The following is a 14,951-nucleotide window of genomic DNA, read 5'->3' as shown; positions in this document are numbered from 1 at the left end:
CATAGATGATTGCAGACAGCACGCTCACCCAAGCCCTCGAGCGCTGCGCCCAGGAGCCGATCCAGCTGCCTGGCAGCATCCAGCCCCACGGTTTCCTGCTGGTGCTGGACGAAACCGACATGCGGGTACTCCAGGCCAGCGAAAATGTCGAGCACTGGCTGGGCATACCGGCCAGTGAACTGATAGGTCGCGGGTTCGCCGAACTGGTCAGCGGTGCCTTCGACCTGCGCCTGCACCTGGCGCGCCTGCCGCAGGACGAGGTCTTTCCGTTCCACATCAGCGATGTGCACCTGCGCCAGGACGCGCCTTGCCGCGGCAACCTGCACCTGCTGGTCCATCGTCACGACCAGGTGCTGATCGCCGAATTCGAACCCCCTCGCCTGCCGGCGGACCTTGCCGGGCAAGGCGACTACTACCCGCTGGTGCGCAGCTTCGTAGGCCGCCTGCACCAGGCCGGCAGCCTCGAGGAACTGCTGCAGCAAACCGTGCTGCAGCTCAAGCGCATCACCGGCTTCGGCCGGGTCAAGGCCTATCGCTTCGATGCCGAAGGCAACGGCCAGGTGCTGGCCGAGGTGGCCGACCCGGGGTACCCGAGCTACCTGGGCCTGTGCTTCCCCGCTTCGGACATACCGCGCCAGGCGCGCGAGCTGTACCGAATCAACCGCATCCGCGTGATCGAGGACGCCAACTACCAGGCCTCGCCGTTGCTGCCAGCTGCCAACCCGCGCACCGGCAAGCCGCTGGACCTGAGCTTTGCCGCGCTGCGCAGCGTGTCGCCAGTGCACCTGCAGTACATGCGCAACATGGGTACCCTGGCATCGATGTCGCTGTCGATCGTGGTCGACGGGCAACTCTGGGGGCTGGTGTCCTGTCACCACGAACAGCCGCGCCCGGTGGACCTGCGCACCCGTACCGCCTGCGAGCTGCTGGCCAGTGTGCTGTCGCTGCAGATCGAGTCGCGCGAGTCCCACGCCAACACTCGCCAGTTGCTGGAGCTGCGCCAACACATCGTGCGCATGATCTCGTCAATGGCCGACCATGACAGTGTCGGCGACGGCCTGCGCGACTTGCCGGAAGTACTGCTGGCCTTCGCCGGCGCCCAAGGTGCCGCGGTCATATCCGCCGAACGTTGCGACCTGATCGGCAAGACACCTCCGGCCGCGCAGGTAAACGCCCTGGTGCACTGGCTCTCCCAGCGTGGCGAAGAGAGCGTGTTCCACAGCGACAACCTGCGCCGCGACATCGATGAACTGCCCGAGCTCGCGGCCCATGCAGGCGGTGTGCTGGCAGTGGCCATTTCGCAGATCCACTCGCACTACCTGCTGTGGTTCCGCCCCGAGCAGGTGCGCACGGTGAACTGGGCCGGGCAGCCGAACAAACAGGTCGGGCCGCAGGGCAACCTCGACCCGCGGCACAGTTTCGAAAGCTGGCAGGAAAAACTGCGCGGCTACTGCGAACCCTGGCACCCACTGGTCATCGAAGGCGTGCAGGAGCTGCGCACGGCAGTGCTCGGCATTGTCCTGCGCAAGGCCGAGGAACTGGCGCAGCTGGCTGGGGAGCTGCGCCGATCGAACAAGGAGCTCGAAGCGTTTTCCTACAGCGTGTCCCATGACCTGCGCGCGCCCCTGCGCCATATTGCCGGCTACTCCGAACTGCTCGGCGAAATCGAGGGCCAGGGCCTCAGCGAGCGCGGCAGGCGCTTTCTGCAACACATCGAGGAAGCCGCGCATTTTGCCGGAAGCCTGGTCGACAATCTGCTCAACTTCTCGCAAATGGGCCGCTCTGCCCTGCGCCTGTCCGAGGTCGACCTCAACGCCCTGGTCGAGGCCATTCGCAGCGAACTGGCGCCCGACTACCAAAACCGCGAAATTGTCTGGGACATTGCCCAGTTGCCCAAGGTGGTCGGTGACCCGGCGTTCATCAACATGGCCTTGCACAACCTGCTGGCCAACGCCATCAAATACACACGTGGGCGCACCCCGGCGCGCATCGGCATCAGTGCCGTGCAACACCCGGGCGAAACCGAGATCTGCATTCGCGACAACGGCGTGGGCTTCGACATGGCCTACGCCAACAAACTGTTCGGCGTGTTCCAGCGCCTGCACCGCATGGAAGACTTCGAAGGCACCGGGATCGGCCTGGCCAGCGTGCGTCGCATCATCGAACGCCACGACGGCCGGGTCTGGGCCCATGGCAAGGTTGGCCAGGGTGCAACCTTCCACTTCACCCTCCCGCGCCACCCCGCGACTACCTGAGGCACCGCTACCATCATGCTCAAACCCATCCTGCTGGTCGAAGACAACCCACGGGACCTGGAGCTGACGCTCCTGGCGCTGGAGCGCAGCCAGTTGGCCAACGAGGTCATCGTGCTGCGTGACGGTGCCGAGGCACTCGACTACCTGCTACGGCGCAATGCCTATGCCCAACGTGACGATGGCAACCCCGCCGTGTTGCTGCTGGACCTGAAACTGCCAAAGGTCGACGGCCTGGAGGTGCTGAAGGAAGTGCGCGCCACTGCCGAGCTGCGCAGCATCCCGACGGTGATGTTGACGTCCTCGCGCGAGGAGCCCGACCTGCTGCGCGCCTACGAGCTGGGGGTGAACGCGTACGTGGTCAAGCCGGTGGAGTTCAAGGAATTCGTCGCTGCCATTTCCGACCTGGGGGTGTTCTGGGCGGTACTCAACGAACCGCCACCCGGCTCGCTGCGCCTGAACCGGCGTGGCAGCATCTGAGGTGCCCGCGACGATGCAGCCAACGCCGCTGAAACTGCTGATAGTCGAAGACAACTCGATGGACGCCGAACTGACCCTGATGCGCCTGGAGCGCAGCGGGCTGCAAGTGCAGGCGCAACTGGTGTTCGACCATGCCGGTGTCGAGCAAGCCCTGAGCGAGGCCCGCTACGACCTGATCCTGTGCGACTGCGTGCTGCCGGGCTCGTCCGGCACCGAAGTGCTGGCCATCGCCCAGCGCCTGGCACCGGACATTCCGTTCATCTTCCTGTCTGGCATCTATGGCGAAGAACATGCGGTGGAAATGATCCGCCTGGGCGCCACCGACTATGTACTCAAGAAGAACCTGCCGCTGCTGCCCAAGGCCGTACGCCGGGCCCTGACCGAAGTGCAGGAGCGCCAGCGCCGGCGCCGCGCCGAAGAAGCCCTGGCCGACGTCGAGGCACGTGCACGCATTGCCATCGACGCTGCCGGCATGGGCACCTGGGACATGCGCCCGCAAGAAGGCCTGTTGTTGTGGGATGACCGCTGCAAGACCCTGTTCGGCCTGCCCGCCGATACCGAAATGAGCCTCGAAGTGTTTTACGCCGGCATCTACCCCGACGACCTGCCGCAGGTGCGCGAGGCGGTGGAGCACGCCATGTGCCCGGAAAGTGGCGGCCTGTATCGGGTCGAATTCCGCATCGCCCAACCCGCTGGCCTGGAACCGCGCTGGCTGCTCAGCAGTGGCCAGAGCCAGTTCGTCGACGGAAAGTGCATGCGTTTTTCCGGGGTGCTGCAGGACATCCATGCCCAGCGCCTGGCCAACCAGGCACTGCGCCAGCTCAACGAGATGCTGGGTGAAAGGGTCGAGCGCCGCACCCGCGAACGCGACCGTGCCTGGGAGCTGTCGCAGGACTTGCTGGCCGTGCTCAACAAGGACCTGACCCCAGTCGCGCTGAACCCCGCCTGGGAAGCCAGCCTTGGCTTGTCCCGCGAACGCCTGAGCCAGTCGTCCTTGCTGCACCTGCTGCCCGAGCCCGACCAGGAACTGCTGCTCACCGAGCTGGCCGCCCTCGCCCATGGCCGCACCAGCGCCCGCTTTGTCGGGCGTATCCTGGATGCCGGTGGCCAGCAACGCTGGTTGTCGTGGGTGGTGGTGCCGGAAGACACCCTGCTGTACGTGGTGGCGCGCGACATCACCAGCGAGCGCGAAGCCGCCCTGGGCCTGGCCGAAGCCAACGCCCGCCTGCGCGAGCAGATCGCCGAACGCGAACGTATCGAGGCCGCGCTGCAGCAGATGCAGCGGCTTGAAGCGGTCGGCCAGCTGACCGCCGGTGTGGCTCACGACTTCAACAACCTGCTGACGGTAATCCTCACCGGTGCCAGCTTCCTCGAGCGCGACCTGGCCAAAGCCGACGTTGAAAAAGCCCGTGCGCGGCTCACGCACATCCGCGAAGCCGGCGAGCGCGGCGCCAAGCTGACCTCGCAGTTGCTGGCTTTCTCCCGCCGCCAACGCCTGGAACCGGTGGCGCTGAACCTCAACCGCACCCTGGCCGGCCTGGAAGAGTTGCTGCGCCGCACCTTGGGCGGCAATGTCTCGGTGCGCCTGGACCTGGAACCGACCCTGTGGCAGGCGCTGACCGACCCGACCCAGACCGAAATGATCATTCTCAACCTGGCGATCAATGCCCGCGATGCCATGCCCGACGGCGGCCAACTGACGCTGTCGACCCGCAACACCCGGATCGACGCCCGCCCGCAGCGCCCGGAAGACCCGGACCCTGGCGAGTACGTGATGCTGAGCATCCGCGATACCGGCTGCGGCATGAGTGAAGAGGTGCTGGCCAAGGTGTTCGAGCCGTTCTTCACCACCAAGGATATCGGCAAGGGCTCGGGCCTGGGCCTGGCCCAGGTATTCGGCTTCGCCAAACAGTCCGGGGGTGGCGTGCGCATCGACACCACGCCGGGGCGTGGTACCCAGGTGGCCGTGTATCTGCCGGCAGTCAAGGGTGAAGCCGTCAACGAACCGGTGCCGTCGCTGTTCAGCCACTCGATAAGCGAAAGCGGCCGCAATCGCACCGTGCTGCTGGTGGATGACGACCATCTGGTACGCGACATGCTCGGTGATGTGTTGCGCCAGTACGGCTACCAGGTGCGCCAGGCGCACAGTGGCGAACAGGCCTTGGCCTTGCTGGATGAGCAGATCGACCTGCTACTGAGCGATTTCGCCATGCCCGAGTTCAACGGTGCGCAACTGGCACTGGCGGCACGCGAGCGGTACCCGCAACTGCCGGTGGTACTGCTAACCGGTTATGCAGAATTGCAGGGGCTGGAGTTGCCGGGCAGCCTGGTGATCCAGAAGCCGGTACAGGCCGATGAACTGGCCCGCTTGCTGAACGAGATGCTTGGAACTGCCAGGTGACCGAACAGCCCGCGACAAAACCTGCGGAAACGACAAAGCCCAGCGCTTGTCTTTCCAAGCACCGGACCGAGATACGTTTGAAGCAAGAAAATGGCAGGGGCGGCTGGATTCGAACCAACGCATGGCAGGATCAAAACCTGCTGCCTTACCGCTTGGCGACGCCCCTGTATCGGATGCAGCGTTTGCTGCTCTGACAATTCCAACTGAGTGACAACTGGGTTGTTGTCTTGGAATGCGCGGCACTTTAACAACAAACTTTCGGTCTGTGAACCCCCTGATGAAAAAAAATTACCAAAAAACAGCGAGTTAGTCATTTTCGCGGTTGGCGCGGCGACCATCCGTCGTTTTCCGCCCGCTTGGCTTCAACACAATCGCTTTCCTCCCTTCCAATCAGATGAGCCATCTGCATTGACCAAGGAGGACCCCATGCCTGTCTCCCACGACCTTTACCAGGACTTGCACTACCCGCGCGAAATCGTCCAGCAACGCCGTCAGCAGGACAAGGCACTGGACCGGCTGCTGGACGAGTACATGGACATCGACAACCAGGTGCTGGCCGCCGAGTCGATCTCGGCGGGCAACTTCGAGGATGATGATCTGCGCCGCCTGAAAGAACGTCGGCTGGCAGTGAAGTACATGATCGAGCGCCAACTGGAGCACAAGGCCTGAGCTAACCCTGCAACATGGCCAGGGTCAGGGCGTCCTGATCACCGCCGTAAAATTGCACCAGCGCCAGCTGGAACAGCGGGTTGTCGGGCGCCGCCCGAGCGAACAGGGTCAGGCACGAGCGCAGCTTGAGGTGGTCGGGGCTGCCGAGCATTTCACGGGCGCTCTTGTCGCTGTGCTGCAACAGTGCAGTCACGCAGGCCTCCAGGCGTGGGCCAAGCAGCGGATGAGCCAGGTAGGCACGGGCCTCGTCGATACCGGCCAGCGCATAGCGTTCGGCCATGGCGCTGTGGCCCAGGCCATCGAGCTGCGGGAACACGTACCACATCCAGTGGCTGCGCTTGCGCCCGGCCTGCAGCTCCTGCATCACCTGGTCATACACAGGGTTCTGCGCCTCGACGAAACGCTGCAGATCATGGTCGGCGTGCATGCTCGCCCCTCCTCGCATCGGCTCCAGCCTTTACTGTATGCCTGCCATGGCAAACCTATCTCATCAGGCGATGATTGCCGCGCACTTTCTGTATTGGTCAAAATGGCCGCCCTCGGGCAAGCTGCACGCTGCCCCGCCATCGCCCAAGGAGCTTTGCTTTTGCCTGCCTGGATCCCTACCCCGCTACGCCAGCTTGGCCAACGCCTGCGCGGCGCCGCCGCCAACCAGAGCGAACTGCTCGGCTGGTTCGAGGACAAGGCGCACAGCCGCGGTTACCAGCTCAGCGACGGCCAACGCCGGGTGATCCACTGCATGGCCGAACAGCTGGCGCAGCTCGAACAAGGCCAGCCGCGCAGCCTGTACCTGTACGGTTCGGTAGGCCGGGGCAAGAGCTGGCTGCTCGATGGCTTTTTCCAGGCCGTGCCGGTGCAGGCCAAGCTGCGCCTGCACTTCCATGACTTCTTCGCCCGCCTGCACCAGGGCATGCACCGCCACCGGGCGCTGGACGATGCATTGGGCGCGACCCTCGACGAGCTGGTAGGCGATTGCCAGGTGCTGTGCTTCGACGAATTCCATGTGCACGACATTGGCGATGCCATGCTGCTCACCCGGCTGTTCAATGCGTTGTTCAGCCGCGGCGTGTTTCTGCTGGTGACGTCCAACTATGCACCCGAAGGGCTGCTGCCCAACCCGCTGTACCACGAACGTTTCCTGCCGGTGATCCGCCTGATCAACAGCGCGATGGAAGTGCTGGAAGTGGGGGGCGATACCGATTTCCGCAGCCTGCCGGCCAACCGCGAGCATCAGCGCTTTACCCGGGGCCACTATGTGTGGCCGGGCAATGCAGCGCAGCGCCAGGCGCTGAAGGTCCCCGAGCCGCAGCCGGTGATGCTGGAAGTGAACAAGCGCCCGCTGCGCGCGCTGGCCGTCGATGGCCGTCGGGTGGTGCTTGGCTTTGACGACCTGTGCGAAAAGGCCACGGCAGTGATCGACTACCTGGTACTGGCCGGGCAGTACGATGAGTGGATCATCGATGGGCTGGATGACTTGTCGGAATGTTCGCTGGCGGCGCAGCAGCGCTTCGTCAACCTGGTGGATGTGCTGTATGACCAGGACCGGCAGGTGCTGGTGATCGGCAAACGGCCGCTGGAAGAAAGCCTGGGCGGGCCGCTTGCCGACCTGATGCGTACGCGCAGCCGGTTGGGGCAGCTGCATCAGGTAGGGCCCTAGAACTGCATTGCCTGGGCCGGCCTCTTCGCGGGCACGCCCGCTCCCACAGGGATGTCACAGGCCTTGAGAACTGTGCAATACCTGTGGGAGCGGGCATGCCCGCGAAGAGGCCAGCAAAGTCAAAACATCAACCCGCCCTGGGCAAATCCGCCAGCACCGCCTCGATCTCACCCAGCACCGCAGGGTCATCCAGGGTCGATGGCGGCACATAGTCCTGCCCGTCGGCAATCTTGCGCAGCACCGCCCGCAGAATCTTCCCGGAGCGGGTCTTGGGCAGCCGCTTCACCAACCGCACCCGGTTGAAGCACGCCAACGCGCCAATCTCCTCGCGCACGCTGCCCACCAGGTCCACCAGCAACTGCGCCTCGGCAATGCCCTCGCCGTCCTTGAGCACCACCAGGGCCAACGGCACCTGCCCCTTGATCTCGTCATGCACGCCAATCACCGCGCACTCGGCCACCGCCGGATGGCGTGCCACCAGGTCCTCCATCTCGCCGGTGGACAGCCGGTGCCCGGACACGTTGATCACGTCATCGGTGCGCCCCATGATGTAGACGAAGCCGTCATCGTCCAGGTAGCCACCATCGCCGGTGTGGTAATACCCCGGGTAGGTCCGCAGGTAGGCCTGCAGGTAACGCTCATGGTCGCCCCACAGCGTCTGGCTGCACCCGGGCGGCAATGGCAGGGCGATGACGATCGAGCCCTGATGGTTGGGCCCCAGCAGGTGGCCCTCGTCATCCAGCACGCGCACGTGATAGCCCGGCACCGCCCGGTTGCTCGACCCCGGCTTCGCCGCGCTGCCTTCCAGCCCTACGCAGGGCGCGGTGACCGGCCAGCCGGTCTCGGTCTGCCACCAATGATCATGCACCGGCTTGCCACTGACCCGTTCCAGCCATTCGTGAGTGCTGGAATCCAGTTTCTCGCCAGCCAGGAACAACTGGCGCAGCGAGCTCAGGTCGTGCTTGCGGATCAGCTCCCCCTCGGGGTCTTCCTTGCGGATGGCGCGCATGGCCGTGGGCGCGCAGAACAATGCATTGACCTTGTATTGCTCCACCACCCGCCAGTAGGCCGAGGCGTCCGGGGTACGGATCGGCTTGCCTTCGTAGAACACCGTGGTGCAGCCGCTCATCAGCGGCCCATAGACGATCAGCGAATGGCCGACCACCCAGCCCACATCGGATATGCCCCACCACACATCGCCGGCCTGCATGCCGTAGATATGGCGCATGGCGTAGCACAGCGCCACGGCATTGCCGCCGTTTTCCCGCACGATGCCCTTGGGTTTGCCGGTGGTGCCAGAGGTATACATGATGTAAAGCGGGTCGCCGGCATCCAGCTCCACCGGTGCCACCGGCTCGGCTTTGGCCAATGCCGCCTGCCAGTCCAGGTCGCGGCCTGGCTGCAGCTGGGCACGCGCCTGCGGGCGCTGCAGCACCAGCACGTTGCGCGGCTGGTGGCGGGCCAGTTGCAGGGCGCGATCGACCAGCGGCTTGTATTCGATTACCCGGTCGAACTCCAGCCCGCAGGAGGCCGTCAGCAGTAGCGTCGGCCGGGCATCGTCGATGCGCAAGGCCAGCTCGTTGGCGGCAAAGCCACCGAACACCACCGAGTGCACTGCGCCAATCCGCGCGCAGGCCAGCATGGCCATTGCCGCCTGCGGCACCATGGGCATGTAGATGATCACGCCATCGCCCTTGTTCACCCCCAGCTGGCGCAACAACCCGGCCAGGCGCGCCACCTCGTCGCGCAGTTGGTGGTAGGTGTAGGCCCGCTGCACGCCGGTCACCGGCGAGTCGTAGATCAGCGCCAGCTGCTCGCCACGGCCCTGCTCGATCTGGTGATCGAGGGCCAGGTAGCAGCTGTTCAGGCGGCCATCGGCAAACCAGCGGTGGGTACCGTCGGCATTGTCTTGCAGCGTGAGGGCAGGCTTGCGGTGCCAGGCCAGGTGCGCGGCCTGTTCCGCCCAGAAAGCGGCAGGGTCGGAAATGGAATGGGCGTAGCTGTGCTGGTAGCTCATATCGAAAGAAACCCGGTACTTGTTGTTATTGAAGGGCGAAACTTGAGTATGGACCGCTACACCCGCGCCGCCATGGGACTAAAGTCACAACCGACCTGCAAATTTGCAGACAACGCAAAAACGCCCCATAACGGTGCAAAGCCTCTAGAATAGGCCACCCCTTCAGCCACCGAGCAGCTCATGGACATCGATCAGGCCCGTACCTTTCTGGAAATCGTGCGTTGCGGCAGCCTGGTCGCCGCCGCCGAACGCCTGTTCGTGTCACAGACGGCGATCACCGCGCGGGTGCAGCGCCTGGAGCAGCAACTGGGCTGCCAGCTGTTCGTGCGCAGCCGCAACGGCGCCAGCCTGACCAGCGACGGCGAGGCATTCGTCAGTTATGCCAACCAGATGGTGCAAACCTGGGAAGCGGCGCGCCGCGACCTGCCGCTGCCCGAAGGCTGCCAGCAAGTGCTGCACGTGGGCGGTGAGGTGAGCTTGGGCAACCCGATGCTGCTCGACTGGGTCAGTGCCCTGCACCGCGAGCTGCCCAGCCATGCCATCCGCAGCGAGGTGAGCGACGGCGAATCGCTGCTGCGCAAGGTCGAGATGGGCCTGCTGGATGCCGCGTTGGTCTACCAGCCGACCTACGGCCCGGGCCTGCAGGTGGAGCAGTTGATGGAGGAAAAGCTGATCCGTGTGCGCCGGGTCGCCCAACCGGACCCGTACATCTATATCGACTGGGGCGAAGCCTTCCGTCGCCAGCACGATGCCGCCCTGCCCGACTGCGCGCGCCCGGCGCTGAGCTTCAACCTGGGCCCGCTGGCCTTGCAGTTCATACTCGACCAGGGCGGCAGTGGCTACTTCCGCACGCGGGTGGTGCAGGCCTATCTGGACAGCGGCGTGTTCGAGCGGGTACCGCAGGCGCCGGAATTCACCTACCCGACCTTCCTGGTGTACCCGCGCAAGCGCGACAGCGAAGCCCTGCAACAGGCCTTCGCCATCCTGCGCCGGCTGGTAGCCGCCGGCGCCAGCGACTGGTCACAACGCTGGGACCCGGTTATCTGAAACCTCGGCCTTGCTGAGCAGCTGGCGCTTGAGGCCGGCGATCAGGTCGGTCTGGGTAATCACCCCCACCAACTGGTCGGCATCGAGCACCGGCAGGCAATGCAGGCCCTGTTCGCACAGCAATGGCAGCAAGCGCTCCAGCGGGTGCTGGCTGCTGACGCTGATTACCCGGCGGCTCATCACCTGCTCCATGCGCACCGCCTTGCGGCCGAACAACCCGCGCCAACTGAAGCGACCACGCTGCATGGCCGGGCCGACCAGGTCGCTGAGGCTGACGATTCCCACCAGTTTGCCCTGCTGCAGCACCGGCAGGGTTTTCAGGTGGTGGCTGGCCAGCATTTTCCAGGCCTGCTCCAGAGTGGTGTCGGGCGTGGCGAACTGCACGTCGCGGGACATCACCGAGGCTGCGGTGATGCCGCCAAGGCTGCGCTGCAGGGCGTGTTGCTCGGTGGCCAGGATGATGCGTTCCAGTTCGTCACGGGTGACGTCGACGAACTCGCCCAGTTCTTCCAGGGCCTGGTCCAGGTCTTCTCCACGGATGCCGACTCGCTCGCTGGGCAGCGGGTCATGGGTGTGGTGCAGGTCCTTGCGCGGCACCGCGCCTTTCGGGTAGCGCACGCCGGTGATGCGGTTGTAGAGGATCGCCACCGCTACCAGGATCAACGCGTTGAGCAGCACCGGCTCCAGCAGGTGGTCGCCCATGGCGGTCAGCCCCGGGTCGGCCAGCACCGCGCTCACCGCCACCCCGCCACCCGGTGGGTGCAGGCAGCGCAGCAGGCACATCACCAGGATCGAGGTACCCAGGGCGGCAGCGGCCACCCACAGCTCCGGGCCGAAGCCCTGGCGCATGGCCAGGCCGACCGCGCCGGCCAGGGCGTAGCTGCCCAGCACCGGCCAGGGCTGGGCCAACGGGCCCGAGTGCACGGCGAACACCAGCACGGCCGAAGCCGCCAGCGGGCCGAGCAGGTGCAAGGCAATGCTGGGGCCATAGGCCATGCTGGTCAGCCAGCCGGCGAGGAACAGGCCGAGCAACGCGCCGATACCGGCACGCAACCATTCTTTGGGGGGAATATTCAGGGGCGCTGGCAACAGCCGCTGCAGACGACTTTCGGAACGCGAGGCAGACATGTAGGTAATCGGAATCTGTAGTTTTTCTGGTTAAAAAGAAAGCCCAGCCGAGGTGGCCTGGGCCTCGTATTGCGGTTGCAATAGCACAAGGGGCTCCGTCCGTGGAGAGATGGAAACCGCAGGGTTTCGTAGGGGAATTTTGCCGGGTGGGGTGAGATTGGGCTAATTCAAAAAAATGCGGCTGTACTGCAATTTTTTTGCAGTGGTGATATGGCCCATGGGGTCATGCTTGTCGGCTCCCACAATGGGGCTGCTTTGCAGCCCATCGCCGGCAAGCCAGCTCCCACAGGGTCCTGCACATGGCTTGAGGTCGATGCGAGCGGCGTGGGAGCAACTGTCTTGCTCAAATTCTAAAAGTTGGCGCGATCCCTGTGGGAGCGGCCTTGTGTCGCGAAAGGGCTGCAAAGCAGCCCCAGCAATTTCAACTGTTGCGCATCAATCCTGGGGCCGCTTTGCGGCCCTTTCGCGACACAAGGCCGCTCCCACAGGTACAGCGACAACCTTGAGAGCAACGCTGTACCTGTGGGAGCTGGCTTGCCGGCGATGGGCCGCAAAGCGGCCCCGGCATTACCGAGCCTTGCGCGGCAAGTCGATGCTCACCCGCAAGCCGCCCAACGGGCTATCCAGCAGCGCCAGGCGCCCGCCCCAGGCCTCGACGATATCGCGCACGATGCCCAACCCCAGCCCGTGCCCGTCTACCTGCTCGTCCAGCCGCGAACCGCGCTCCAGTACCTGCTGCCGCTGGCCCTCGGGAATACCGGGGCCATCATCATCGACCCACACCTGGTAGCCCTCGGCATTCGGCGCGATACCCAGCCGCACCTCGCCGTCGGCCCACTTGCAGGCGTTGTCCAGCAGGTTGCCGAGCAGCTCCAGGAAGTCCTCGCGGTCCCAAGGCAGCAGCAGCCCGGGCGGCACATCCCTGGCCAGCAGCAGGCCCTCGCCATGGATCATGCTCAGCGTCCCCAGCAACCCCGGCAGCTCGACGTCGCAGTCGAACTGCGCGCCAGGCAGCGCATCCCCGGCCAGGCGCGCACGGTTCAGCTCACGCGCCAGGCGCTGCTGAATCTGCTCCAGCTGCTCGCGCATCTGCGCGCGAACATCCGGCAGGTCCTTCAGGCGCTCGCTGGAGGCCAGGCTCAGCAGTACTGCCAGCGGCGTCTTCAGTGCATGGCCCAGGTTGCCCAGGGCATTGCGCGAACGGCGCAGGCTGTCTTCGGTATGGCTCAGCAGGTGGTTGATCTGCCCCACCAGCGGCGCCAGTTCGCTGGGCACTTCGGCATCCAGCTGCGAGCGCTGGCCCTGCTGCAACTGGGCGATCTGCTGGCGGGCCCGCTCCAGTGGCCGCAGCGAGCGGGTCACGGTGATGCGCTGCAACACCAGCACCAGGATCAGCGCCACCAGGCCCATGCCCAGGCCGATCTGCTGCAGGCGCCGGAAACCTTCGCGTACCGGCGAATAATCCTGTGCCACGCTGATCGAGATGTCCTGGCCCAGGCGCCGGTAGTCGGCACGCAGGGCAAGCAGTTGCTGGCCTTCCGGGCCGAGTTCGTGGCTGTCGGAAAGGCCCGGCGCGGCGGGCTTGGGCATGTCCAGATCCCACAGCGAACGGGAACGCCAGGTGCCTTTATCGAAATCGATGCGGAAGTAATAGCCGGAAAACGGCCGCTGGTAGGCAGCCGAGATACGCCGCTCATCCAGCTGCAGGCCCGAAGGCCCGCGCACCAGGGCCACCAGCAGGTTTTCGCTTTCCTTGCGCAGGCCGTTCTCCAGGTAGCGCTGCAGGCCGACTTCGAACAGCCACAGGGTCAGCTGCGCCAGCACCAGGCCGACCACCACCAGCACCGCCACCAGGCCCAGGCTCAGGCGCGCCTGGATCGACTTCACGCGGCGCTCCCGGCGTAGATGTAGCCCTGCCCGCGGCGGGTCTCGATGACGCTGCGGCCCAGCTTGCGCCGCAAGTGGTTGACGTGCACTTCCAGTACGTTGGAGTCGCGCTCGGTTTCACCGTCGTAGAGGTGCTCGGCCAAGTGGCTCTTGGACAGGATCTGCTGCGGATGCAGCATGAAGTAGCGCAGCAGGCGGAACTCGGCGGCGGTCAGCTGGATATCCACGCCGTCACGGTTCACGCACTGCCGGCTTTCGTCCAGGTGCAGGCCGGCCGCTTCCAGCGTCGGCTGGTTGGCCAGGCCACGGGCACGGCGCAACAGCGCCTGGATGCGTAGCTGCAGTTCTTCGGGGTGGAAGGGTTTGCTCAGGTAGTCATCGGCCCCGGCCTTCAGCCCTTCGATACGCTCGGCCCACGAGCCACGGGCAGTAAGGATCAACACCGGCGTGGCCAGGCCGGCGGCACGCCACTGGGCCAGCACCTCGAGGCCCGGCAGGCCCGGCAGGCCAAGGTCCAGGATGATCAAATCGTAGGGTTCGCTCTGGCCCTGGTACACCGCGTCGCGGCCGTCGGCCAGCCAGTCCACGGCGTAGCCCTGGCGCTGCAGGCCGGCGGTCAGTTCATCGGCCAGCGGTACATTGTCCTCGACAAGCAACAGGCGCATTCAGTCGTCTTCCTCGTCTTTGAGCAGGGCACCGCTGCTGGCGTCGAGCTTGATCTCGCGCACCACGCCTTCAGCCGTCAGCAACTCGACTTCGTATTCGTAGCGATTGTCGTCTTCTTCCAGCTCGGCCTCCAGCAGGCGCGCCCCGGGGTGACGCCCCAGGGCGGTTTCCAGCAGATGCTCGAGTGGCAGGATGATGCCCTTCTGGCGCAGCTCCAGGGCTTCGTCCTGGTCCAGGTCGCGGGCAACGGCCAGGGAACACACGGCCAGCAGGGCCAGCGCGAGGTAGCGCGCCGGCCGCAGTAGGTGGGTCATCAGTTGTCCCGCTCGTCCTTCAGCACTTCACCGGTCTTGGCGTCCAGCGCCACGTCCCATTCGACGTTCTGCGTGTCGCGCAACTCGACCTTGTAGATGTAGCGGCCGTACTCGTCTTCAAGCTCGGAGTCGGTGACGGTGGCACCCGGGTGCTTGGCCACGGCGGCGGCCTTGAGTTCGTCCAGCGACTTGACGGTCTTGGCATTGACCAGCTTGACCACTTCGTCGGGCTGCACATCCTTGGCGATGGCGGAATGGGCGCCCAGGGCAAGGGCGGCGGCTACGGTGAACAGGGCAGTCATGTGTTTCATCGTTCTTCTCTCCTGAGAACTGTGCAAGTTGTCTACGGGGTTAAGATTAACCACCGGTCCTTAATTCAACCTGAAAACAACTGGCGCCATGATAGCGCAGGTCAGGCTGCTTTCACGCCATC

13 protein-coding genes and 1 tRNA gene are annotated in these 14,951 nt (G+C 65.1%); 6 read left to right on the top strand and 8 right to left on the bottom strand.

What is annotated here, in order from left to right; genetic code table 11:
* The first annotated feature begins 5 nt into the window (after positions 1 to 5).
* The 3 genes from ABX298_RS19775 to ABX298_RS19765 are packed head-to-tail and all read left to right on the top strand — an operon-like array spanning position 6 to position 5,133.
* Positions 6 to 2,255, top strand: coding sequence for an ATP-binding protein (locus ABX298_RS19775; protein WP_367393514.1), 2,250 nt, complete (start codon positions 6 to 8; stop codon positions 2,253 to 2,255).
* A 15-nt stretch (positions 2,256 to 2,270) separates the two neighbouring features.
* Positions 2,271 to 2,732: a response regulator gene (locus ABX298_RS19770; RefSeq protein ID WP_075044618.1), complete on the top strand. Its 462-nt coding sequence runs from the start codon at positions 2,271 to 2,273 to the stop codon at positions 2,730 to 2,732.
* Between the two features lie 13 nt (positions 2,733 to 2,745).
* Entirely contained in the window at positions 2,746 to 5,133 is a 2,388-nt protein-coding gene (locus ABX298_RS19765; RefSeq protein ID WP_137163480.1) for a response regulator, read from the top strand.
* Between the two features lie 91 nt (positions 5,134 to 5,224).
* Here ABX298_RS19765 and ABX298_RS19760 read toward each other — a convergent pair.
* Positions 5,225 to 5,299, bottom strand: a tRNA-Gln gene (locus tag ABX298_RS19760).
* Positions 5,300 to 5,559: 260 nt separating this feature from the next.
* Here ABX298_RS19760 and ABX298_RS19755 point away from each other — a divergent pair.
* Entirely contained in the window at positions 5,560 to 5,802 is a 243-nt protein-coding gene (locus tag ABX298_RS19755; protein ID WP_286918469.1) for a hypothetical protein, read from the top strand.
* Position 5,803: 1 nt separating this feature from the next.
* Here ABX298_RS19755 and ABX298_RS19750 read toward each other — a convergent pair whose 3' ends face one another.
* Positions 5,804 to 6,229 carry a DUF1810 domain-containing protein gene (locus ABX298_RS19750; RefSeq protein WP_075044616.1) on the bottom strand — a complete coding sequence of 142 codons (426 nt, stop codon included), beginning with the start codon at positions 6,227 to 6,229 and terminating at the stop codon, positions 5,804 to 5,806.
* Positions 6,230 to 6,388: 159 nt separating this feature from the next.
* On the opposite strand from ABX298_RS19750, the gene zapE reads away from it, so the two are divergent.
* Positions 6,389 to 7,459: a cell division protein ZapE gene (gene zapE, locus ABX298_RS19745; protein WP_084785133.1), complete on the top strand. Its 1,071-nt coding sequence runs from the start codon at positions 6,389 to 6,391 to the stop codon at positions 7,457 to 7,459.
* Between the two features lie 127 nt (positions 7,460 to 7,586).
* On the opposite strand, the gene ABX298_RS19740 is transcribed toward zapE, so the two are convergent.
* The gene (locus ABX298_RS19740) at positions 7,587 to 9,476 is read right to left on the bottom strand and encodes a propionyl-CoA synthetase (protein WP_367393513.1); all 1,890 of its coding nucleotides are present in this window, start codon (positions 9,474 to 9,476) and stop codon (positions 7,587 to 7,589) included.
* Between the two features lie 180 nt (positions 9,477 to 9,656).
* Between ABX298_RS19740 and ABX298_RS19735 the strand changes: the two genes are divergently transcribed.
* Positions 9,657 to 10,523: a LysR family transcriptional regulator gene (locus ABX298_RS19735; RefSeq protein WP_025338453.1), complete on the top strand. Its 867-nt coding sequence runs from the start codon at positions 9,657 to 9,659 to the stop codon at positions 10,521 to 10,523.
* Here ABX298_RS19735 and ABX298_RS19730 read toward each other — a convergent pair.
* The 5 genes from ABX298_RS19730 to ABX298_RS19710 all read right to left on the bottom strand — a co-directional run bounded on the left by ABX298_RS19730 (position 10,497) and on the right by ABX298_RS19710 (position 14,829).
* Positions 10,497 to 11,651 carry an HPP family protein gene (locus tag ABX298_RS19730; protein ID WP_317409508.1) on the bottom strand — a complete coding sequence of 385 codons (1,155 nt, stop codon included), beginning with the start codon at positions 11,649 to 11,651 and terminating at the stop codon, positions 10,497 to 10,499. The two genes, ABX298_RS19735 and ABX298_RS19730, sit on opposite strands and share 27 nt — an antisense overlap.
* Positions 11,652 to 12,218: 567 nt before the next feature.
* On the bottom strand, positions 12,219 to 13,538 hold the full coding sequence (locus ABX298_RS19725; protein ID WP_367393512.1) for a sensor histidine kinase: 1,320 nt from the start codon (positions 13,536 to 13,538) through the stop codon (positions 12,219 to 12,221).
* On the bottom strand, positions 13,535 to 14,203 hold the full coding sequence (locus ABX298_RS19720; RefSeq protein ID WP_013971919.1) for a response regulator transcription factor: 669 nt from the start codon (positions 14,201 to 14,203) through the stop codon (positions 13,535 to 13,537). The genes ABX298_RS19725 and ABX298_RS19720 overlap by 4 nt, the downstream gene beginning before the upstream one ends.
* Positions 14,204 to 14,518 (bottom strand): PepSY domain-containing protein, encoded by a 315-nt coding sequence (locus ABX298_RS19715; protein ID WP_025338450.1) that lies wholly within the window; start codon positions 14,516 to 14,518, stop codon positions 14,204 to 14,206. It abuts the gene before it with no gap.
* Positions 14,518 to 14,829, bottom strand: a complete 312-nt coding sequence (locus ABX298_RS19710) for a PepSY domain-containing protein (RefSeq protein ID WP_025338449.1) — start codon at positions 14,827 to 14,829, stop codon at positions 14,518 to 14,520. Before ABX298_RS19710 ends, ABX298_RS19715 begins: the two co-directional genes overlap by 1 nt.
* Positions 14,830 to 14,951 lie beyond the last annotated feature (122 nt).

The organism is Pseudomonas sp. X4, assembly GCF_040784925.1.
Taxonomy (GTDB): domain Bacteria; phylum Pseudomonadota; class Gammaproteobacteria; order Pseudomonadales; family Pseudomonadaceae; genus Aquipseudomonas; species Aquipseudomonas putida_Z.
Note: the sequence above shows the minus strand (reverse complement) of the source record. Positions and strands in the feature narration are given on the sequence as shown.